Here is a 20,000-nt window from a genome sequence, read left to right on the forward strand (position 1 = left end):
CCATGAGGTTCCATCAAGTTTCAGCAAATCCCAACGTTGCGTGCCCCCCAAGGTGTACCCTAGACTAGTTGTACCCAGTTTTCTTTTTGCAGGGGTACACCTATGGGATTCTTGACTGACCTGAAGATCCGCACCCTCTCGCCCAGCGTCAAAGAACAGATGTTCAGTGACGGCGATGGCCTCTACCTTCGCGTGCGCGCATCCAGCAAGAGCTGGCTCTATCGGTACAAATCCGGTACGAAGCAAATCAAGATCGGCCTGGGCGCCTACCCCACCGTGACCCTCGCAATGGCACGTGAACTCACCAGAGAGGCGAACGCGCTACGCGCCCAAGGCATCGACCCGCAGGACGCCCGACGTGAGCAGCAAGAGCAAGCCAAGATCGCCAAGATGAATACTTTCGAGCTGATGGCGCGCGCCTGGCTCGAAAGTGCCAGCAAGGATCGCGTCTGGTCTGCCGGCTACAAAAGCAAGGTCACTCGCCACCTGGAGATTCACGTATTTCCCTGGGTAGGTGACAAAGCAATGGAGACCATCAGGCCCCCGGAAATCGTTCGATGCCTGCATCGCATCAAGGATCGTGGCAACCTGGAAACGGCACAGCGTGTCCGCGAGGCCGTCCAGCATGTCTATCAGTACGCTGTAGATACCGGCGTACTGGAACCGGCCCAGAACTTCGTCAACAACCGTACGGGTGGCTTGCCAACACCACGCGGCCGTCACTACGCCGCCATCACTGACCCGCAACTACTGGGCCAACTGTTGAGGGACATGCGCGCCTACTCCGGCAACTTCATTTCCGTTGCCGCCTTGCGCTTGGCGCCCCTGGTCTTCCAGCGGCCCGGCCAGCTGCGCCTGGCACATTGGGAAGATGTCGATCTCAAAAAGGGACTGTGGCGCTGCCCGCCAGAGAACATGAAGATGCGCGAGTGGCAGAAACGCGATAGCCGCACCCCTGCGCATATTGTGCCCCTGTCACGCCAGGCGCGACGGATTCTAGAGGATCTGCTGCCGATTACCGGCCCGTCCGGCCCTGTGTTCCCCAACATGGCCAGGCGCTCTGACAAATCACGCTATATCAGCGAAAACACGATCAACTCGGCTTTGCGCACGCTGGGGTACGACACCAAGGAACAAATCACGGGCCATGGCTTTCGGGCCACCGCACGCACGATGATCCGAGAATATCTTGGCTGGGAATCGGACGTCATCGAACGCCACCTGGCGCACGTGTCGAAAGAAGAACTGGGTGCCAGCTACGACCGCGCCACCTTCTTGGCTCAGCGCAAAGTGATGGTGCAGCAGTGGGCGGATTTTCTGGATGAGCTGGAGGCGGGAAAAATGCCCAAACTTGCGGAAAACGTCCTCTGGCTCAAGCGTGCGTAGTCCAAGCCTGCTTGGTTTTCCATAGTAACCCAGAGCATCCCAGAAATGGTATATTCACATGGAGCCTTCCACCATGAAGCCGCTTTTCTGGCTTGGCAGCAGTAAGAAAGACCTGTTGGCTCTGCCGGTGGCCGTACGAAAGTTCTTCGGCCATGCGCTCGACACCGCCCAGCGCGGCGAACAGCACGAAGCAGCGAAAGTGTTGAAGGGTTTTGGCAGTGCTGGCGTACTGGAAATTGTCGAAGACCATACTGGCGGCACTTACCGGACTGTGTACACCGTGCGTTTCGCTGAAGCCATATTCGTACTGCACGTTTTTCAAAAGAAGAGCAAGCGAGGTATTGAAACACCCAAGCCTGATATGGACATCATTCGTCAGCGCATGAAGGCCGCCGCAACCGTCGCGCAGGAGTTGAGAAATGAATAAACGCATCATTGAAGGGATTGAGGTCGAAGCCAGTTCGGGGAACGTGTTTGCCGACCTGGGCCTGCCTGGTGCCGACAAACTACAGATCAAGTCTGGTCTGACCGTCGAAATTGCCAAAGCCATCCGCGAACGCGGGCTGACGCAAGCCGAAGCGGCGAAGCGCATGAGTCTGACCCAACCCAAGGTGTCGAGCTTGCTACGTGGCGAGTTTTCGAATTTCTCCGAGCGCAAGCTGATGGACTGCCTGAACCGTCTGGGCTATGACATTGAAATTCGTGTGCGCGAGACGGCAGAGCCAATCGGTCATCTGGTGTTGACCCACGCCTAAGTCGATGACTAGGATGTGGCCGCTGCAACACGCCTGACACGGCCACCAGCGGAGCTGGTTTCCTCCACACAATGGGTTAGTGGCCGATAGCTCACCGGATCTTCGATCCATTCCAATAATGCCGCGCGCCGCCATCCTTTAGCTCGTCCACCGAGCGATACAGGAGCGGGAAAATCCCCTGATGCAATACGACGGTAAAGACTTGAACGGCTCAAGGCTGTAATCCGTAACACGTCCGCCATGCGGTAAAAGGCTGGTTCAGGCTGGCCGAGTTTTTCGACAACATCTGACTGTGACATAACTGCTCCCATAGGTCTCCGATAGCACCTATAGGATGCCTGACCGTATCATGCAGCAAAACTCACTGGAGAGTGCTACAGCAAAGTACGGCAAGGTGGGCTGGACCTTATGCTACCGTGAGGCGCGTCTTGAAGTTCGAGAAGGCTTGCTGTAACGTACTCGGTCGCAATAGAAACAGCGAACATGCCCAGATGTCACCTTCGCCATACTCAACGAAGGCGAAAATTACAGCACACTCGCGCTCTTCCAGAAAAATGGGACTGCACTTGCCGGACGTGCTGCTTGTCCCGTCGCTGGCCATGCAAGAACTTGGATCATGCGGTCTCTCTACTACCTTCTTCTTCGATGCTCAGGACCGCCTGGTGCGTCGCATGTGGGAAGCTGATACTTGCCACCTCAGCCGCACCGTCTCTCGCCGCTTTACCCTATCGCTCGATCACAACCAAAAGAGGAAGCTGGCCTATCCCTCGGTCAAACTGACGGGGATCTTGAGGTAGCGCACGCCGTTGAATTCAGCCTCCGGCAAGCGGCCCGCACGGATGTTGACCTGAATGGAAGGCAGCAGCAGCGTGGGGGCCGGAAGTGAGGCATCGCGAGACTGGCGCATCCCGATAAATGCCTCGGCACCCACGCCATCGCGCACATGCACATTGCTCTGGCACTGCTCGGCAACGGTCGATTCCCACGCATACTCGGTGCGCCCCGGAGTCTTGTAGTCGTGGCACATGAACAGACGCGTTTTTGGCGGCAACGCCAGAAGCCGACGAATCGACAGGTACAGCATGTATGCGCTACCGCCTGGAAAGTCAGCGCGAGCCGTGCCGTAATCAGGCATGAACAAGGTGTCCCCCACGAACACAGCGTCACCGATACGGTACGACACGCAGGCAGGCGTATGGCCTGGCGTATGCATAATCTCTACGGTCAGCGCACCGATGTGGAAGGTTTCGCCATCGCGAAACAGCCGGTCGAACTCGCTGCCGTCGCAGGAAACATCGTCCAGGTTAAACACTGGACGGAAAATCCGCTGTACGTCGCGAATATGCTCACCGATAGCGACAGGCGCACCTGTACGAGTTTTGAGGTAAGGCGCTGCGCTCAGGTGGTCCGCATGCGCATGGGTCTCAAGAATCCATGCAATCTGCAGTTCACGCGCATGGACGGCGGCCAGCATGCGATCAGCAGAGGTGGTGGAAGCCTTGCCGCTGCGGTGGTCGTAATCCAGCACCGGATCAATGATGGCGGCTTGGCGGGTGGATGGGTCAGAAACTAGATAGCTCACCGTATTGGTGGCTTCATCGAAGAAGGACTGAATGTCAGCGGCAGGAAACATAACTTGTCCATCCAGGGGTACGGAGTCTTGAATATATATTAGTTTATGCTAAATTAGAAAAATACGAAATAAATTGTGATTGTGACTATGAAAGACAAGCAGTTCCTACAAGACGGAGCGAAGCAGGCGGCTGCCATGTTACGAACCGTCGGCAATGAGCACCGCCTGTTGACCCTCTGTTTACTGATCGAGCATGGGGAAATGACGGTAGGTGCGCTGCATGAATACGTACCCTTGAGCCAATCCGCGCTGTCCCAGCATCTGGCCAAGATGCGCGAAGAGGGCCTAGTGACGTTCCGCCGAGAGGCACAAACGCTGCATTATCGGATCGACAACCCAAACGTGGCCACCCTCATTGCCACACTCAAGGCTATTTTCTGCCCCTGAACCCGACTGTCCGGAGTCAATTTTCATGTCTTTAAAGTCTATTTCCCCCCAAGAAACCCGCGACCTTATAAGTCACGGTGCAATCCTGATCGACATCCGTGCAGCGAACGAATATGCTCGCGAGCACATCGCCGCCGCACGCCACGTCCCCATGGAAGATCTGAAAAGCTCAGCACCGCTCGACGCCACGGCGGGCCTCATCTTTCACTGCCGTTCCGGCAATCGCACACGTATGAATGCTCAGACACTCAGCGCATGTGCGGCCTGCGAGGCTTATGTACTGGACGGGGGACTCGATGCCTGGAAGAAGGCAGGGCTGCCCGTGGTGACAGATACTTCCCAGCCGATGGAGTTGCAGCGCCAGGTGCAGATTACGGCAGGCTCGCTGGTCCTGTTGGGCGCTGTGCTGGGCGCCACAGTCTCGCCCTGGTTTCATGCGCTGTCGGCAACCATCGGCGCTGGCCTGGTGTTTGCTGGTGTATCTGGATTCTGCGGGATGGCCAGCCTGTTGATGCGTATGCCATGGAATCGTAAGGCTGTGGCCGGCTAGGCTGGATACGTCTGCCTCCAGGCATCTTATCACCACGCTCCTGTCTTTCCGACGTTTCTATGTGACTGGCGCACTGCACTCGCAAAAGGCATCAAATCAGCCATTTTTCTCCCTGCTGCTCCATTCGCCACCTCTTCTAAACCCACGATCTCCCGCTATGAACGCCTCCAGCATGTGCGGGATCAACGTCACTGTACTCACGGTTTTCCCGTAAGTCTGCGTGTGTAACGCTGCATAGCGGTCGAGATCGGCTTTCAGGCTGGCCGGACATACGAAGGTTACCTTGACAGTTTCAGTCTTGGGAAGCGGTCCCAGCCGCAGTTTTCGGGTGGTGCTCATTGTGATGCTCCCTTGTTGAAGAACAGTGGCTGGTACGGCCGCAGCACCAGATCGCGATTGACGATGATGCGCACCGGCAAGCCGGCGCGGATGGTCAGGGTCGGCTGAATATTCATGTTGCGCCGGGTCATTTCCTGGCCAACCTGATTGATGTTGTCTTGGGCGCTGTCGCGTCCGGCGATGATGACACGGTTGCCGTCCTGCCGGTTTTCCGGCGCGGCCAACTCGGCTCCGACGCCCAAGAGCGTCGTCAGCACGGCACCGCCTATGATGCGATTCCAATGCCAGTCCACATCGTCTTCCAGACCGGCGAACCCAGTCGGGTCGGCACCAACTAGGTTATCCAGCGTCAATGAGGACGTATCAGGCAGGATGACCCGATGCCATACGACCTGCACCCGGCTTTGCCCATAGCTGACCTGGCTGTTGTAGCGCCCCAGGATGCGCGAACCTTGGGGAATCAACAGGTGCTTTCCGGTCGCGGAATCGTAGACAGGTTCAGTCACGGTGCCGATCACATCCCCCGGAAGGTCAGACTTGATGCCCGTAACCAGCGCAGCGGCGATTACAGTCCCCGCCATAACCTGATACGGCGAGGCCGGCATTTGCAAATCCCCAGAATTACGGGTTTGCGTAGAACCGGATTGCAGGAAGGCTTCTTTCTGGTCTTGCCGGTTCTGTGCCGCAGTGGGATCGGTAGATTGCGCCTCCGTCGAGGCTGGCCCTGCGGCCAACGGGTCGAACGCAGCTAAGGAACCATCCATTCCGGGCGCGACAGGCATCGCCTGCGCAGCCGTTACCGTGGGCTGGCCGGACTGGCCCTGGCCGGTGCGGAAGAATACAGGTGAAGCGGCTGCTGCTTCTGCTTCCTTACGCCGCGCTTCGCGTTCGGCAGCTTGCGCGTCAACCCCCGGCGGCGCATAGGTGGCAACCGCCGGCTGCTGACTATTCACGATGGCCGGCCCCAGGTCGCCCGGCAGGGGCGGCCCGAGCTCCGGTACATCGGACGGCACGTCCGGGGCCGACAGCATGGAATAGTCAGCGGGCAAGATGTCCAACCCTTCCGACTTGGACACCCGGTCGACGTTGTACAGCTCAGTGTGCTCGCCCGCGCCGCGCCGCTGCGGTTGCAGTGACCATATGGTGGCACCCAAGACCGCCGCCGACAGCCCTCCCACCAGGAGGGCGAGCATGCGACGGTTTAGTCGCGTGACGGGCCGTGGCCGTGCGCGCAGCGCCACGGTTTCAGGGGCCACCTTATCCGTCGCCAGTGGCGTGGCTTGTTCGGATCTGTGTTCCTCACTCATACTCAGTCTCTCCGCGCCACGCCATCGGTACGCTCTATGCGCACCACGTCGCCTCGATCACCGCCCAGACGCAGTTCGGCTGCGCCAAAGAGTCGATCCACGATGTAGTACGGCGAACGGAAGCGATAGTTGACCAGTTGACCGTCGCCCTCAGCACCGATCACAAAGAGCGGTGGCAGCTCCCCTTGAGCAATCCCTGCAGGAAACTGGATATAGACCTTCTGTCCGTCATCAAAGGCGCGCAGCGGTTTCCAGGGCGGATTGCTGCCGCTGACTGCGTACCGAAAGCGCAGGCTCTCCAGCGCCAGCCCGGTATCGACGGGCGCGCCAGCCTGCGCGGCCCGGTTCTGGCGGTGCAAGGCTAGCATCCGATCCTTCGGGTACTCCCAAGACACCGACGCCATCCATGTCTTTTCGGTGGACGTCAGTTCCAGCAGATAGGTCCGGCGATTGGTGGTGATGACGAGGTTCGTTTTCAGGCCTGAGCGGATAGGCTTGACCAGCACATTCACGCGCAAGTCCGCGCCACTGCCGCTGGACGTATCGCCCACGATCCAGCGCACGGTGTCGCCGGCGGCCACCGTCACCAGCTCCTCGCCGGGCTGCAGCGCAATCACCGTTACGCGGCCCACGCCGGTATAGACCTGATAAAGCGCCCCATCGCTATAGGGCCAGACCTGAATGGCATTGACATAACCTTCGCGTGTGGGCGCAATCCGCGCTTCGGCATTGGCTCGGGACACCCGGACGGTTTCATCGGCGGGCTCGGGCGTGGACTTGCCCGCGTCCGAGCCCGGCAAGGGTTTCAGTTGCGCCGGCAGCGCCAGCGGTTCGGGCACGGCAATCACTTCGACCGGGCTGGGTGGTTCGGGCAGCAGCTCGGCGGCTACCGGCTCATCGAGCGAAATGGCTGGTGGTGGCTCGCCGTGCGTAGCGCACCCAGCGAGGATGATCAGGGTTAAGGGGGCAACCCACATGCGGACAACATTAATCATGGCTGTGCTCCTTCCGACACGTTCAAATCTCGACTCCAGGACAATCCATGAACATACAGGCCCAAGGAATTCTTTCTCAGTTCGTCCTCTGTTTTCGGCGCCTTATGGACAAGCGTGACGACGGCAGACCAGCGCTGCGTGGACGCAAGAGCGCCGTTGGCGTAGTGCCGTTCAATCCAGCGAATGTTGAAGGTCATGTCGCTGGCTCGAACCACGCTATAGACCTCCACAGTTGTGGACTCCTTACCCACTTTTGCGAAAGGACTGTTCTGCCGTGCATACTCGTTCAGTACGGCGGCACCGCGATCCGTCGTGTAGCGGTAGGCTTCAAGCCAGTTATCCCTCACTACCACGGGGTCAATAGAAAGCGAGCGAACAAGCTTGATGAAGCGTTCAAGATGCGTAACGATCTCAGCCTCCTTCGGGCTGTAGGGTTCTGTAGCTTTGCCGACCGCCCGCGTATTCCCCAGGCTATCGACCTCCACTACATAGGGAACGATCGTGGACTGCATCGAGCGCCACACCAGGCCACCGGCCATGAATAGCGCGAGCAGCAGGCAGCCGAAGGCCATCAGCCGCCAGTTTTTGGTCTGTACGCGAGCCGAACCGATCCGGTTATCCCAGACCTGGGCGGCGGATTGATATGGGGTTGCAGGTTGCGGTGTCTCGGCATAGCGCACCTGCGGTCGTTTGAAACGCATGGTTTTTCTCCTTATGAATCGGCATCACGAAGACTCGGACCTTGGCCCGTGCCGCCGCCATCCCCACCGCGTAGAGCGTGGGCAGCAGTCGTGGCGGCTTGCGTCAGTTGTTGTCGGCGGTGCAGGCGCTTGGCCCAGGCCGGTTGTGCGGTGCCGGCTGTTTCAGATGACGCAACACCGGACGCACCCATCCCGGCGCCAGAAGCGGAAGTCACCCCCGCCGTTCCTTTAAGGCCACCACTCGCCGCACCTGTCTGGAAGGCCGACCGAATGCTGCCCGCGCTTGAACCGATGGAGCGCGCTGCGCCGGATGTCATGCGGGCGGCACCCGGGACCATGCGCGCGCCTGCCGCCACCGCACCACCGACCCCTGTGGCGGCCGCACCGACGGCAACCGCAGTCCCGACAGCACCCACGGCGGCACCGGCCATGGAGCCCGCGCCCAACTGCGGCCCGCCGGAGACAAGCCCCGTAGCGATGCCCGGCCCGAAGATCCCTAGCGCCAGCAAAGAGAGCGAGGCCAGCATGATGACCAGCGCATAGTCGATGGACGGCTCATCGGGATGCACCTGGAACTCGGCAAACAAGCCGCTGCCAATGCCAACGATCACGGCCAGCACCAGCACCTTTACCCCTGAAGACACCACATTGCCCAGCACCTTCTCGGCAAGAAACGAGGTTTTGTTCCAGAGGGCAAACGGCACCAGCACAAAGCCGGCAAGTGTGGTCAGCTTAAACTCGATCAACGTCACAAAAAGCTGGATGGCGAGCACGAAGAAGCTCAGCACCACCACCGTCCAGGCCAGGAACAGCACCACGATGGGGTCGATGTTGGCGAATACTTGGGGAAAGCCCGCCATGTCGCCGATCTGCTCCAGAATCGGCGCGGCGGCATCAATGCCGGTCTTGGCCAGCCGCCCGGGCTGCAGAAAGTTACCCATGCTCAACGACGAGCCCGAGGCCATCAGCCCCAGTCCCGCGAACGAGCGGAACAGGATCCCAGCCAGCGCGTTGAAATTGCCGATAATGTAGGCAAAGGCGCCGACGTAAAGCACCTTGCGCAGCAGCTTGGCGATCACGTCATCGCCCTGGCCGCTGGCGTGACCCATTGCCCAATACAGGCCGGCCAGCGTCATGTCGATGACAACGAGGGTGGCGGTGAGAAACGCCACATCACCTTGCAGCAACCCGAACCCCGAGTCGATGTACTGCGCAAAGGTAGCGAGAAAACGGTCGATCACCGCCACGTCATTCATGGCTCCAGCGCTCCTATCAGTTGCCGTAGAAATTCACGGCTTGCGGCGTATACGGCGTGCCGCTGCCCTGAAAGCGCTGGCGCACTTCACGGGCGCGCTCGGTGGCCGCTGCCTGGCGTGCCAGCTCCAACGAGGCGGCGCGGTCCTGGGTGATCTGAAGCTGTTGCGCCTGGATGCCCTGCTTGGCCTGCAAGGCCAGAAGCTGGTTGGTCGCTTGCATAGCCTGCAACGCGCCTTGCGCCGACTGGCTTTGATTCACCAGATCGACCAGCGTGCTTTCATCGTCGCGCAGGTTCTGCGAGGCTTGTGCCTGCACCTGCATGGCGGTATGCAGGCCATCCAACGTATTCTTCCAGCGCTCACGGGCATCCTGAGCCATGCTGTCGCCGCTCACGGTGGCGGCATACTGGTCGGGATACAGGCGCGCGAACTCCTGGTCCATGTTCGCCACCTCGTAACTGAGGCCCTGCGCCTCGCCGATCAGGCGCTCGGTAGCGGCCAGCGTGGTGCGCAGGCGGTTGACAACATTGAAATCCAGACTCGCCAGATTGCGGGCCTGATTCATCAACATCTGTGCCTCGTTCTGAAGCTGGTTGATCTGGTTGTTGATCTGCTGCAGCGTGCGAACGGCGGTCAGCGTGTTTTGCGTATAGTTTGATGGGTCAAAGACCGTTTTCCAGGCCCAGGCGGGCTCAGCGGCGAATAACGACGCCGAAAGCACGGCAGCAAGCGATACAGATAGCATGCGGGTTTTCATGACAGGTTCTCCTGTGGGTGGGAAGGAACGGCGGTGACTGAGGATGCGAAGCCGGGAAACCCAGGCAACAGATCTGCGGCCCAATCCAGGCCGCGATGGCGCAACCAGCCGCCCGCAAACCCAGGTACGCCGGCGTCCTGCAGAATGCGGTCGATATCTCGCTGATCCTCTGGGGTAGACGCTCCGGCAAAGGCCAGCGTGGCCGGCCCCAGATCAAGGTCGAACAGACGATTGCCCAAGCGGGATTGGTAGTAGTAGTCGCGCTTGGGTTGAGCGGTTGCCACAATCTCGATCTGCCGGCTGTTCAGGCCAAAGCCTTCATAGATCGAGCGAATCTGCGGCTCGGTTGCCTGCGGGTTGGGCAAGAAAATGCGGCTGGCGCAGCTTTCAATAATCGCGGGCGCAATGCTCGAATCCTTGATGTCAGCCAGCGACTGCGTGGCAAAGATCACCGAGACATTCTTCTTGCGCAGGGTCTTCAACCATTGCCGGATGCGGGCGGCAAAGGACGGTTCATCCAGAAACAGCCACGCTTCATCCAGAATCAGAAGGGTTGGCGCACCATCGAAACGCTCATCAAACCGGGCAAACAGATAGCGCAGTACCGCCTGCACGGCGGCGGGACTATGCATCAGCTCTTCCATCTCAAAGCCCTGCACGTCGGCCCTGCCCAGCCGGTCATGATCAGCGTCCAGCAGCTTGCCGTGCGCGCCGCCCAGCACATAGGGCGCAAGCGCCTGGCGCAGCATGTTCGATTGCAGCAGTACGGAAAAGCCCGTCAACGTACGCTGCTCCACCGGCGCACCCGCCAAGCTCCCCAGCGCCGACCAGATAGCGGCTTTGTCGTCGGGGCTAACGGCCATGCCTTCGTGCTGCAAACGGCCTTCAATCCATTCCGCCACCCAGGTGCGGTAACCTTCGTGGTCAATGCGTGCCAACGGCTGAAAGGCAATCTCGCCATCATTGCCAAGGTCATAGTGCTCGCCCGCCAGACCCAGAATGGTGGCGCGCATCGAGCGGCCCATGTCGAAAGCAAAGATGCGTGAACCGGGATACCGACGAAATTGCTTGGCCAGGACGGCCAGCAATACCGACTTGCCCATGCCGGTCGGCCCGGCGACCAGGGTATGGCCCACATCGCCGATATGCGTCACCAGCCGGAATGGCGTCGCGCCTTCGGTGCGCGTGACAATGAGCGGCGGCCCATCCAGATGCTCGTTCTTCTGTGGCCCAGCCCACACTGCCGACACTGGCATCATGTGAGCCAGATTCAATGTAGACACAATAGGCTGGCGCACGTTGGCATAGGCATTGCCGGGAATGGATGACAGCCAGGCATCCACGGCGTTCAGCGTCTCGGGAATGGTCACGAAGCCTCGGCCCTGAATGACGCGCTCGACCAGCCGCAGTTTTTCATCGGCTACGGCAGGGTCGGCATCCAGCACCATCACGGTAGTGGTGACATAGCCAAAGGCAACTTGGTCGCTGCCCAACTCCTGCAGAGCGGCATCCGCATCGGCGGCCTTGTTGCTGGCATCGGTATCGACCAGCGGCGACTCCTGTTGGAAAATCGTTTCCCGTAGCAGCGCCACGACGTTCTTGCGCTTGGCGAACCATTGACGACGCAGGCGGCGCAGCTCCTTTTCCGCCTCGGCTTTGTCCATGCACAGAAAGCGCGTGCTCCAGCGATAAGCAAAGCCAAGCCGGTTCAGGTCATCCAAAATGCCCGGCCAGGTGGAAGTCGGAAAACCTCGCACCGATACCACGCGCAGATGCACATCGCCCAACGTCGGTGCCAGCCCACCCACCAACGCGGAGTCGGTCAGTAGCGCATCAAGGTGAAACGGGACTTCCGGCACACCGATGCAGTAACGCCGTGTCGAGATAGTGGAATGCAGGTAGGTCAACGTCTGGCTATCGTCCAGCCAGGAAATTTCCGGCATGACGCCATCGAGCAGGTCAAAGACGCGATCCGTTTCCGCCACGAATGCGGCCAGGCGCTCGCGCCAGTCCACACCTTCGGAGGGACGGTTCTCGTACAGCAGCCCCGCCGCGCGAGCACGGGATTCCTCGGGCGGCAGAAACACCAGCGTCAGGTGATAGCCGCTTTCAAAGTGGTTGCCCGCCTGCTCGAAGGCGGCGCGGCGCTCCTGATCGACCAGCCAGGACAGGGCTTCAGGGAAGTCCGAATGGGGATAATCCGCCGCTGCACGGCGTTCGGCTTCAATGAACAACGCCCAGCCCGACCCCAGGCGGCGCAGTGCATTGTTCAAGCGGGCCGACGTGGCAATCAGTTCGCCTTGCGTCGCGCTATCCAAGTCCGGCCCGCGAAAGCGTGCCGTGCGCTGAAAGGAACCGTCCTTGTTCAGCACCACGCCCGGCGCAATCAGTCCCGCCCAGGGCAGCCAATCTGCCAATAAGGCGGGACGCTGACGGTATTCGGCAAGGTTCAGCATGGCGTCATCCTCTACACGTCCAGCAGCGGTTTGTGCTTGATGTGGCGCGCGAACACCTGCATGAACTGCGGATCCACCCGCGCACCCCATACCGCCAGAGAATGGCCTACGATCCAGAGCACCACGCCAGGAATCCACAATTGCAGGCCCAGCCCCACGGCGGCGGCCAGCGTGCCGTTGGCAATGGCCATAGTGCGCGGCGCGCCACCCATCAAAATCGGCTCGGTGAGTGAACGGTGCAGCGGAATCTCAAAGCCAGGGGCGAAGCTGGATGGGCCTTCGGTGCCGGTATTCATACGACGGCCCCGCCGGAGAATGAAAAGAACGAGAGGAAGAACGAAGATGCAGCGAACGCAATGGACAGGCCGAAGACAATTTGAATCAGCTTGCGAAAGCCGCCGCTGGTGTCGCCAAAGGCCAGCGCCAGGCCCGTGGCAATAATGATGATGACGGCAACGATGCGCGCCACCGGCCCTTGGATGGACTCCAGAATGGATTGCAGCGGCCCTTCCCAAGGCATGGAGGAACCAGCGGCGTGTGCTGCGCCGGCCAGGAGCATCAACATCATGGCCAACAGCAACCCTTGCGCGGCATGCCAGACAAGCAGACGCAGGCGGTTCATAGTAGAAAGCGGAATCACGGAAATACGAAATACATCAGCAGGCGTCATGGCTGTTCTCCAAGGGCGTCAGGGGATAGGAAATTCGCTGTAGCCGATACAGCATCGGCAACAGGCGACCGTGCAGAAAGCGGTGCTGCCAAGGCATCCGCCAGGTGATAGCCCGCCGCATCGAAGCCCATGACGCGGGCAATACTGTCAACACGGCGCTTGCGGCCCCGTCCGGCGATGTAGATCACGACGTTGACTGCCTCGGCAATCAGCGCCCGGGGCGGATTCACTGCCACTTCCAAAATCAGTTGCTCCAGGCGCAGCAGCGCACCCACGGCAGAGCCGGCGTGAATGGTGGCGATGCCGCCAGGGTGACCCGTGCCCCAGACCTTGATGAGATCCAGGGCTTCGCCGCCACGCACTTCGCCGACCACCACGCGGTCGGGGCGCAAGCGCATCGTGGCGCGCACCAGTTCCCGCATTGACACCACCCCAGCACGGGTGCGCAGCGGAACATGGTCGCGGGCGGCGCATTGCAGTTCGATGGTGTCTTCGAGCACCAGCACCCGGTCGCCCGTGGCAGCGATCTCGGCCAGCAAGGCATTGGCAAGCGTGGTTTTGCCGGTACTGGTGCCGCCGGCGATCAGGATGTTCTGGCGCTCACGTACCGCACGCCGCAGAAATTCCGCCTGGTCGGCAGTGAGGATGCCATCGGCCACATAGCGATCCAGGCTGAGAATGCTTACGGCCCGCTTGCGCAGCGCGAAGGCCGGGCCGGGTGCGGCGGGCGGCAAGACGCCCTCGAAGCGTTCGCCCGTCTCGGGCAATTCAGCGCTCAAGAGCGGCTGGCCGCGATGCACTTCCGCGCCGACATGGGCCGCGACCAGACGAATGATGCGTTCGCCATCGGCTTCAGGCAGTTCAACGCCCAACGGCGTGCGGCCCATAGAGAGCCGATCCACCCAAAGGCTGCGGTCGGGGTTGAGCATGATTTCCACCACGTCTGGGTCTTCCAGCGCGGCGGCGATCAGCGGCCCCATGGCCGTGCGTAGCATCTGGATACGACGATCCAATGACGTGGACAAAGAAGACTTGGGAACGGCACTCATGAGACACGCTCCTGCGCTTCGAAATGCGCTGGCGCGTCATCCATCCGTATCGGCTCGGGGTGCAACTCTTCCACCACGTCGCGCACCAGGCTGCGACCGCGCAGCAGGTGGCGGCCAAGCTGTTCGACGAACTGCTCAAAGCGCGCTTTGCCTTGGGCGCGGGCCGCCTCCTGATGGGCCTCGGGCACCGGCGTACTGACCGTCAGGTAATAGCGCACGAACAGCGCCAGCGTTTCGATCTGGATGTTTTGGTCACGCTCCAGACGCTCGAACTGGCGTGACAGGCGATCAAGTCGCTTGGCCATCGCCGCTTCGCGCTGGTCGCCGGCATCGGGCGAGAGCCAGGATGCCAAGGCGGCCGCCACGATGGAGGATTTGGACACCCTTTTCTTGGCCGCCAGCTCATCCAGGCGCTTGGCGTGTTCAGGGTGGATAAAGAGGTTCAGGCGATATCGGCTCATAACTGGATTCCGTCATCAGGGTCGAGGGCAGCCATGCGCGCCACACGCTGCATGGCCGGATCAAGCTGGCGGGGAAGAACAGGCGGCAGGTCGTCGTCATCGAGCAGCGCCAGGTCGCTGGCCGGGTAGTCCGGCTGCGGGCTGTAGGCAACGGCCTCCGATAACTCGGGCTGATGACGCGGGCCGCCGTCGTCGGCGGTGCCCGCCATGCCCTCGCTGTCCGTTGAGGCGGGCGCAACAGGAACAGCCGGAATCGACAGACCACTCCAGTCGTCAGGGCGGGCCGGTGGCGCATCCGCATAGCGTCCGGCGGCGAGCACGGGCGGGGGCAGCACGCGGTGCTTGAAGTTGGCATCCAGGTAGTAACGCAGCTTCTTCGCCTTGATCGGCGCCACGCTGGACACCATCACCACGGCCTCATCGGGCGGAAGCTGCATCACCTCGCCGGGGGTCAAGAGCGGCCGCGCTGTTTCCTGGCGCGACACCATGAGGTGCCCTAGCCAAGGTGCAAGGCGATGGCCAGCATAGTTGCGCTGCGTCCGCAGTTCGGTAGCGGTGCCCAGGGTTTCGGAAATCCGCTTGGCGGTGCGCTCATCATTAGTGGCGAAGGTCACGCGCACATGGCAGTTGTCCAGAATGGAATGGTTCTGGCCGTAGGCTTTGTCGATCTGGTTCAGCGACTGCGAGATCAGAAAACTGCGGATGCCGTAACCCGCCATGAAGGCCAGCGCCGTCTCAAAGAAATCCAGACGGCCCAGCGCCGGGAACTCATCGAGCATCAGCAGCAGCTTGTGGCGGCGCTCGATACCGTCGGAACCGTCGAGCGATTCCGTCAACCGGCGTCCGACCTGATTGAGAATCAGGCGAATCAGCGGCTTGGTGCGACTGATGTCGGATGGCGGCACTACCAGATAGAGCGATACTGGATGGTCGGAAGCAATCAGATCCGCGATGCGCCAATCGCAGCGCGAGGTAACTTCGGCTACTGTGGGGTCGCGGTATAAACCGAGGAACGACATGGCGGTGGACAGCACACCCGAACGTTCGTTATCCGATTTGTTGAGCACCTCACGGGCGGCGGAGGCCACCACAGGATGCGGTCTGCCTTCATCCCCATCCGGGCCCAGGTGCGGGGTCGTCATCATCCGGTGCAAGGTCAGCTCGAACGGACACGCCGGATCACTGAGAAAATTGGCAACGCCGCGCAGCGTCTTGTCTTCACCGGCATAGAGCACATGCAGGATGGCGCCCACCAACAACGCGTGACTGGTCTTTTCCCAATGGTTGCGACGCTCCAATGCACCTTCGGGGTCAACCAGAATGTCGGCAATGTTCTGCACATCGCGCACTTCATGCGCGCCGCGCCGGACTTCCAGCAGCGGGTTGTAGCCTGCGGATTGGCTATCTGTGGGGTTGAACAGCAAGCAGTGCGAGAAGCGCGCACGCCAGCCGGCGGTGATCTGCCAGTTCTCGCCCTTGATGTCGTGAATGACGGTCGACGCCGGCCAGGACAGTAAGGTAGGCACTACCAGGCCCACGCCTTTGCCCGAACGCGTGGGTGCAAAGGCCAGCACATGCTCCGGCCCTTCGTGACGCAGATACTGCCCCTCATGCTGACCCAGGAAGACGCCGACAGGTTGGGTCAATCTGGCTTCGCGGATGTCGCGAGTCTCGGCCCAGCGTGCCGAACCGTAGGTGGTGACCAGCCGCGCCTGGCGCGAACGCCAGATCGACATGCCGATGGCGACCACCACGGCAACCAGGCCACTGCCGCCTGCGATCACACCGCCGGTATTGAAGACCTCCGACGCGTAGGCGTCGAAGAAGAACCACCACTCGAACAGGCGCCAGGGGTGATAGATCGGCGTACCGTAGAAATCAAACCACGGCGAGCCCAGGCGTAGCTGATAACCCAGGGCGGCAGCTGTCCATTGTGTGGCGCTCCACACTCCGGCGATCACGATGCCGAATACGACGGCGATCTGCCCGAACAGTACGTTCGTCCCTTGCATGACCCAGCCTCCGACTTTCTTGCCTGACTTTCTCGCTCAACAGCGGCACACGAATGTGCCTGCCTATGAGGATCGGTGCCAGATCAGTGCTGGTCAAAGACTGTTATCGGGACAATGCTGATAAAAAAAGCATCAATTCATGGAGGGGCGAATACAAAGAAAACGCCGCAGGCGCGGGCGCGTTACGGCGTGTTGGTAAAGAAAAATGGGGTTCGTAGGGAAATGCCGACGACTCAGAACTTAGGTAGCGTATCCGGTGGGGAGTAAGGTACGGTGCCGTCACCGTAAAAGCGCTGACGCGTTGCTTGGGCCACCCGGTCACACAGTAGATCTTCCATATTGGTACGATCCGTCTTGCACTGCCCGCGTAGCTCTTTTAACATCGTAGGATCGGCAGCCAACTCTTGTACGGTCGGGACATCCGGCTTCTGTTCAGTCGTTTCTGACTGGCCGCAACCGCTCAGTATGACTACCAGAAAAATAAAGATGACTCGTTTCATGGCTCTATTTGCTCCTTAGAGTCGACCTCAGATTACATCGGCTTGAGCTGACGGAGTATGTCAATAGCCTGCACGCGCTTGATAAAGCGGGCCAACTCATCAGAAACGTCGTCATCCCGACGCAGCAGATACGTCATTAACACCGGCGAGCGGCCCGCAAGCGGCCGTGCCACTATACCTGGCTCCCGACTTGCTGCAATATGTGGGGCGCCAGCTAGGCTGAGTGCAAAACCCGCCGACACCAATGCCATCATCAGGTCGTAAGATGCAACTCGCTCTGCGATGAGAGGCTCTACTTCGGCCTGCCGCAACACCCGGTCTATTTGACGAGAGAACCCTTCACACGCCAAAGGATCACACAGCACAAGTGGATACCGTAAGACTTCACTCAGAGGAATTCGCTTATAACTCAGCAACGGATGTCTCGCCGGCACGGCTACCATCAGCGGGTCGCTCCATACCGGCTCGGCAACTATGCCGTCCCCAACCTCATTGGATTGTGCAAGCCCCACATCGTACAAGTCTTCTTGCAGCCCTTTGAGCTGCTGCGACACAGGCACCTCGAATAGGCGGATCTCAATCTGAGGTTCCTCCTGGCGGCAGAGCGCTAACAAGGCCGGTAAGCGTGATGGAGTAATGCCATCGGACAACGCGAAGCGCAATTGACCGTAGAAGCCATTGGCCGCCGCTTTGACACTGTCTCTGGCTTGCTCTAAGGAGACGAAGACTCGTTGTGCATGCTCCAAGAACAGTAGCCCCGCTCGGGTTAGCCGAGTGCTTCGTGTAGTTCGAGCGAACAACACCACACCCAACTCATCTTCTAGCTCTTTGATAGCACGCGACAGGGGTGACTGCTCGATGTGGAGCCGCTCCGCGGCGCGGGCAAAATGGAGCTCTTCAGCAACCGCTAGAAAGCAACGCAGATGACGCAGTTCCACCGTACTCTCCATTAATTAGCTTGACCAGATCCCACGAGCACTTAGCAAGTGTCGTAGTCCGTTAAAGGCGTTTTCCCCAATATCGATGTCCCGACTCTCAAATGCCTCCATTACTTCTGTAGCAGGACTCCGGCGCGTTCGAGTGCCTCCTGTTCGACAAGCGACGGCTATAACGACATCGGGCAGCAATCGTCAGAAAGACCGCCACCAATATCAGCGCGGGGATATCGCCGAAGCGGGTATACGGAGTCAGGCCCGTCATACCTTGCACAGTGACCGGCAGCACACCAGAGCGGTGCGGGGGCAATGCGGCTAGAACACGGCCATGCGGATCAATAGCTGCCGTAATGCCGGTGTTGGTGGAAGTAACCATAGGTCGAGCAGTCTCAATGCTGCGCAACCGGCCAATTTGTAGATGCTGGCGAAGTGCCCACGTATCACCGAACCAGCCGAGATTGCTTATGTTGACGATAACGCTCGCGCCTTCGTCGCTACCGGAGCTTGTGAGTAACGCCGGTAGAATTTCCGGCCCGAACACGTCCTCATAGCAAATGTTGAAAGCCAGTTGCTGCTCGCCTACCGTGAACGGAGTCTGTCGGATGGGACCACGGTCGAACTCGCCCATGGGCATGTCGAGCATCTGCACGAACCACTCAAAGCCCGGTGGCACATATTCGCCCCATGGCACTAAGTGGCGCTTATCATAACGCTGCGGCATCGTGCCTTCTATCAACTGCTGCACCGGCGTACTAGCATCAAAGCCGATTGCACTATTGGTATACCGAAACTCTCCGCTCGGTTGTGCGATTCGAAGAGGCGCCCCCATAGCAATCGTACTGTGCTGACGCTCGGCAATGTCGCGCCACGCTTCCCAGACATGGGTTTCGAGTTCATCCTGGAATACTGGTAGTACGGTCTCAGGCAGCACGATTAGATCGGGAGCTGGTTCGTCAGGAAGAGGCGGTTTCGCCGCAAGCTGCAAGTGTCTGGCAACGCCCAGTTCAAGCAATGCCGGATCAAACTTCTGAGACTGCTCAATATTGCCTTGAACTAGCCGAATATTCAATGGCTTACCTTCGGCCCAAGACCATTCGACATGAGTCAAAAGCTCGCCCACGCCAACTGCAACTAGTAGCCCGGATAGCGTGAAAATGGTAGGCCGGCGCAAAGAAGCAGGAAACGAACAAAGAGTAGCCAGTGCAGCCGCTACGAACGCAGCTGACAGCGCGGTACCATGCACGCCCAGGACTGTCGCCCATCCTGCCAGCGGGCTATCAACATGAGCGTAGCCGATATTCAGCCATGGGAACCCGGAAAAGGCCACAGCGCGCAGCCACTCCATACTTGCCCATGCTCCCGACCAAGCCAAAGCACTCATTAGTGGCGCTGTGCGCAAAGACGATGGCCGCAACCAAGAAAAAATTGCACATGCTATACCGGTAAATAAAGCCAGAAAGGCCGATAACGCAATTACACCAGCAGCAGCCAGCGTAGCGGAAAGACCTCCATAGTGATTCATGCTAATAAAGAGCCAGTACAAACCGACTCCAAAGCTCACCGCGCCGAACCACCAACCCCGTATGGCAGCTTGTTTAAGCGACTTGGCATCGCCAACGACGCGCACAAGCACCGCCAAAGATGCGATCTGTACAATCGCCAACGACCAGGAAGGCAGCGGGCCGACCGCGAATGTCATTGCGTGTACGCCACCAGACAGGGTCAACACCGTAGCGGAACGCAAATACCCGACCGGGAAGGAGGCTGACTTTATGCTTGGGAACACGCTATGCCAGATGGACAAGCTATTACGAACGAATGTATGCCCAACCGCTTTGTTGTAGGCGAACA

At 59.8% G+C, this 20,000-nt stretch carries 22 protein-coding genes; 5 read left to right on the plus strand and 17 right to left on the minus strand.

Annotated elements, in window-relative coordinates:
• The first annotated feature begins 102 nt into the window (after positions 1–102).
• The 3 genes from ACSBPU_RS18370 to ACSBPU_RS18380 all read left to right on the plus strand — a co-directional run bounded on the left by ACSBPU_RS18370 (position 103) and on the right by ACSBPU_RS18380 (position 2,141).
• Positions 103–1,386 carry a tyrosine-type recombinase/integrase gene (locus ACSBPU_RS18370; protein ID WP_442593251.1) on the plus strand — a complete coding sequence of 428 codons (1,284 nt, stop codon included), beginning with the start codon at positions 103–105 and terminating at the stop codon, positions 1,384–1,386.
• 73 nt (positions 1,387–1,459) lie between these two features.
• A complete protein-coding gene (locus tag ACSBPU_RS18375; protein WP_442593252.1) occupies positions 1,460–1,813 on the plus strand; it encodes a type II toxin-antitoxin system RelE/ParE family toxin in 354 nt (117 codons plus the stop codon).
• On the plus strand, positions 1,806–2,141 hold the full coding sequence (locus ACSBPU_RS18380) for a helix-turn-helix domain-containing protein (protein ID WP_442593253.1): 336 nt from the start codon (positions 1,806–1,808) through the stop codon (positions 2,139–2,141). The genes ACSBPU_RS18375 and ACSBPU_RS18380 overlap by 8 nt, the downstream gene beginning before the upstream one ends.
• Before the next feature lie 8 nt (positions 2,142–2,149).
• Here the strand turns inward: ACSBPU_RS18380 and ACSBPU_RS18385 are convergent, their stop codons facing one another.
• Positions 2,150–2,452 carry a helix-turn-helix transcriptional regulator gene (locus ACSBPU_RS18385; RefSeq protein WP_442593254.1) on the minus strand — a complete coding sequence of 101 codons (303 nt, stop codon included), beginning with the start codon at positions 2,450–2,452 and terminating at the stop codon, positions 2,150–2,152.
• Positions 2,453–2,901: 449 nt separating this feature from the next.
• Positions 2,902–3,774, minus strand: a complete 873-nt coding sequence (locus ACSBPU_RS18390) for an MBL fold metallo-hydrolase (protein ID WP_442593255.1) — start codon at positions 3,772–3,774, stop codon at positions 2,902–2,904.
• An 87-nt stretch (positions 3,775–3,861) separates the two neighbouring features.
• Between ACSBPU_RS18390 and ACSBPU_RS18395 the strand changes: the two genes are divergently transcribed.
• Positions 3,862–4,161, plus strand: a complete 300-nt coding sequence (locus ACSBPU_RS18395) for an ArsR/SmtB family transcription factor (RefSeq protein ID WP_228255684.1) — start codon at positions 3,862–3,864, stop codon at positions 4,159–4,161.
• A 25-nt stretch (positions 4,162–4,186) separates the two neighbouring features.
• A complete protein-coding gene (locus tag ACSBPU_RS18400; RefSeq protein WP_442593256.1) occupies positions 4,187–4,711 on the plus strand; it encodes a rhodanese family protein in 525 nt (174 codons plus the stop codon).
• 96 nt (positions 4,712–4,807) lie between these two features.
• On the opposite strand, the gene ACSBPU_RS18405 is transcribed toward ACSBPU_RS18400, so the two are convergent.
• The 15 genes from ACSBPU_RS18405 to lnt form a co-directional block, all read right to left on the minus strand.
• Positions 4,808–5,050 (minus strand): DUF2274 domain-containing protein, encoded by a 243-nt coding sequence (locus ACSBPU_RS18405; RefSeq protein WP_442593257.1) that lies wholly within the window; start codon positions 5,048–5,050, stop codon positions 4,808–4,810.
• A complete protein-coding gene (locus tag ACSBPU_RS18410; protein ID WP_442593258.1) occupies positions 5,047–6,357 on the minus strand; it encodes a TrbI/VirB10 family protein in 1,311 nt (436 codons plus the stop codon). The genes ACSBPU_RS18405 and ACSBPU_RS18410 overlap by 4 nt, the downstream gene beginning before the upstream one ends.
• Positions 6,358–6,359: 2 nt before the next feature.
• Entirely contained in the window at positions 6,360–7,352 is a 993-nt protein-coding gene (gene trbG, locus ACSBPU_RS18415; RefSeq protein ID WP_442593259.1) for a P-type conjugative transfer protein TrbG, read from the minus strand.
• The gene (gene trbF / locus ACSBPU_RS18420; RefSeq protein WP_442593260.1) at positions 7,349–8,053 is read right to left on the minus strand and encodes a conjugal transfer protein TrbF; all 705 of its coding nucleotides are present in this window, start codon (positions 8,051–8,053) and stop codon (positions 7,349–7,351) included. Before trbF ends, trbG begins: the two co-directional genes overlap by 4 nt.
• Before the next feature lie 11 nt (positions 8,054–8,064).
• Positions 8,065–9,309 carry a P-type conjugative transfer protein TrbL gene (gene trbL, locus ACSBPU_RS18425; RefSeq protein ID WP_442593261.1) on the minus strand — a complete coding sequence of 415 codons (1,245 nt, stop codon included), beginning with the start codon at positions 9,307–9,309 and terminating at the stop codon, positions 8,065–8,067.
• A 16-nt stretch (positions 9,310–9,325) separates the two neighbouring features.
• Positions 9,326–10,066 (minus strand): P-type conjugative transfer protein TrbJ, encoded by a 741-nt coding sequence (trbJ, locus tag ACSBPU_RS18430; RefSeq protein WP_442593262.1) that lies wholly within the window; start codon positions 10,064–10,066, stop codon positions 9,326–9,328.
• Positions 10,063–12,522 (minus strand): conjugal transfer protein TrbE, encoded by a 2,460-nt coding sequence (gene trbE, locus ACSBPU_RS18435; protein ID WP_442593263.1) that lies wholly within the window; start codon positions 12,520–12,522, stop codon positions 10,063–10,065. Before trbE ends, trbJ begins: the two co-directional genes overlap by 4 nt.
• A gap of 11 nt (positions 12,523–12,533) precedes the next feature.
• Positions 12,534–12,818 (minus strand): VirB3 family type IV secretion system protein, encoded by a 285-nt coding sequence (locus ACSBPU_RS18440; protein WP_442593264.1) that lies wholly within the window; start codon positions 12,816–12,818, stop codon positions 12,534–12,536.
• On the minus strand, positions 12,815–13,192 hold the full coding sequence (locus ACSBPU_RS18445; protein ID WP_442593265.1) for a TrbC/VirB2 family protein: 378 nt from the start codon (positions 13,190–13,192) through the stop codon (positions 12,815–12,817). Before ACSBPU_RS18445 ends, ACSBPU_RS18440 begins: the two co-directional genes overlap by 4 nt.
• Positions 13,189–14,241: a P-type conjugative transfer ATPase TrbB gene (gene trbB / locus ACSBPU_RS18450; protein ID WP_442593266.1), complete on the minus strand. Its 1,053-nt coding sequence runs from the start codon at positions 14,239–14,241 to the stop codon at positions 13,189–13,191. Before trbB ends, ACSBPU_RS18445 begins: the two co-directional genes overlap by 4 nt.
• On the minus strand, positions 14,238–14,702 hold the full coding sequence (locus ACSBPU_RS18455) for a CopG family transcriptional regulator (RefSeq protein WP_442593267.1): 465 nt from the start codon (positions 14,700–14,702) through the stop codon (positions 14,238–14,240). Before ACSBPU_RS18455 ends, trbB begins: the two co-directional genes overlap by 4 nt.
• Positions 14,699–16,714: a conjugal transfer protein TraG gene (locus tag ACSBPU_RS18460; protein ID WP_442593268.1), complete on the minus strand. Its 2,016-nt coding sequence runs from the start codon at positions 16,712–16,714 to the stop codon at positions 14,699–14,701. Before ACSBPU_RS18460 ends, ACSBPU_RS18455 begins: the two co-directional genes overlap by 4 nt.
• 233 nt (positions 16,715–16,947) lie before the next feature.
• A complete protein-coding gene (locus tag ACSBPU_RS18465) occupies positions 16,948–17,214 on the minus strand; it encodes an EexN family lipoprotein (protein ID WP_442593269.1) in 267 nt (88 codons plus the stop codon).
• 32 nt (positions 17,215–17,246) lie between these two features.
• Positions 17,247–18,152, minus strand: a complete 906-nt coding sequence (locus ACSBPU_RS18470) for a LysR family transcriptional regulator (protein ID WP_442593270.1) — start codon at positions 18,150–18,152, stop codon at positions 17,247–17,249.
• A 97-nt stretch (positions 18,153–18,249) separates the two neighbouring features.
• Positions 18,250–19,848, minus strand: a complete 1,599-nt coding sequence (gene lnt, locus ACSBPU_RS18475; protein WP_442598415.1) for an apolipoprotein N-acyltransferase — start codon at positions 19,846–19,848, stop codon at positions 18,250–18,252.
• Positions 19,849–20,000: the final 152 nt, after the last annotated feature.

The organism is Parapusillimonas sp. JC17, assembly GCF_052180245.1.
In the GTDB taxonomy this organism is placed as follows: Bacteria; Pseudomonadota; Gammaproteobacteria; order Burkholderiales; family Burkholderiaceae_B; genus Parapusillimonas.

Bases quoted from the DNA above. Each gene is read 5' to 3' on its own strand.
- ACSBPU_RS18375 (WP_442593252.1), top strand. From the start codon at position 1,460: ATGAAGCCGCTTTTCTGGCTTGGCAGCAGTAAGAAAGACCTGTTGGCT.
- trbL (WP_442593261.1), bottom strand. From the start codon at position 9,309: ATGAATGACGTGGCGGTGATCGACCGTTTTCTCGCTACCTTTGCGCAG.
- ACSBPU_RS18465 (WP_442593269.1), bottom strand. From the start codon at position 17,214: ATGAAACGAGTCATCTTTATTTTTCTGGTAGTCATACTGAGCGGTTGC.
- trbJ (WP_442593262.1), bottom strand. From the start codon at position 10,066: ATGAAAACCCGCATGCTATCTGTATCGCTTGCTGCCGTGCTTTCGGCG.
- ACSBPU_RS18410 (WP_442593258.1), bottom strand. From the start codon at position 6,357: ATGAGTGAGGAACACAGATCCGAACAAGCCACGCCACTGGCGACGGAT.
- trbE (WP_442593263.1), bottom strand. From the start codon at position 12,522: ATGCTGAACCTTGCCGAATACCGTCAGCGTCCCGCCTTATTGGCAGAT.
- ACSBPU_RS18445 (WP_442593265.1), bottom strand. From the start codon at position 13,192: ATGACGCCTGCTGATGTATTTCGTATTTCCGTGATTCCGCTTTCTACT.
- ACSBPU_RS18395 (WP_228255684.1), top strand. From the start codon at position 3,862: ATGAAAGACAAGCAGTTCCTACAAGACGGAGCGAAGCAGGCGGCTGCC.
- ACSBPU_RS18440 (WP_442593264.1), bottom strand. From the start codon at position 12,818: ATGAATACCGGCACCGAAGGCCCATCCAGCTTCGCCCCTGGCTTTGAG.
- ACSBPU_RS18460 (WP_442593268.1), bottom strand. From the start codon at position 16,714: ATGCAAGGGACGAACGTACTGTTCGGGCAGATCGCCGTCGTATTCGGC.
- ACSBPU_RS18455 (WP_442593267.1), bottom strand. From the start codon at position 14,702: ATGAGCCGATATCGCCTGAACCTCTTTATCCACCCTGAACACGCCAAG.
- ACSBPU_RS18380 (WP_442593253.1), top strand. From the start codon at position 1,806: ATGAATAAACGCATCATTGAAGGGATTGAGGTCGAAGCCAGTTCGGGG.
- ACSBPU_RS18400 (WP_442593256.1), top strand. From the start codon at position 4,187: ATGTCTTTAAAGTCTATTTCCCCCCAAGAAACCCGCGACCTTATAAGT.
- ACSBPU_RS18370 (WP_442593251.1), top strand. From the start codon at position 103: ATGGGATTCTTGACTGACCTGAAGATCCGCACCCTCTCGCCCAGCGTC.
- ACSBPU_RS18405 (WP_442593257.1), bottom strand. From the start codon at position 5,050: ATGAGCACCACCCGAAAACTGCGGCTGGGACCGCTTCCCAAGACTGAA.
- lnt (WP_442598415.1), bottom strand. From the start codon at position 19,848: ATGACATTCGCGGTCGGCCCGCTGCCTTCCTGGTCGTTGGCGATTGTA.
- trbF (WP_442593260.1), bottom strand. From the start codon at position 8,053: ATGCGTTTCAAACGACCGCAGGTGCGCTATGCCGAGACACCGCAACCT.
- ACSBPU_RS18385 (WP_442593254.1), bottom strand. From the start codon at position 2,452: ATGGGAGCAGTTATGTCACAGTCAGATGTTGTCGAAAAACTCGGCCAG.
- trbG (WP_442593259.1), bottom strand. From the start codon at position 7,352: ATGATTAATGTTGTCCGCATGTGGGTTGCCCCCTTAACCCTGATCATC.
- trbB (WP_442593266.1), bottom strand. From the start codon at position 14,241: ATGAGTGCCGTTCCCAAGTCTTCTTTGTCCACGTCATTGGATCGTCGT.
- ACSBPU_RS18390 (WP_442593255.1), bottom strand. From the start codon at position 3,774: ATGTTTCCTGCCGCTGACATTCAGTCCTTCTTCGATGAAGCCACCAAT.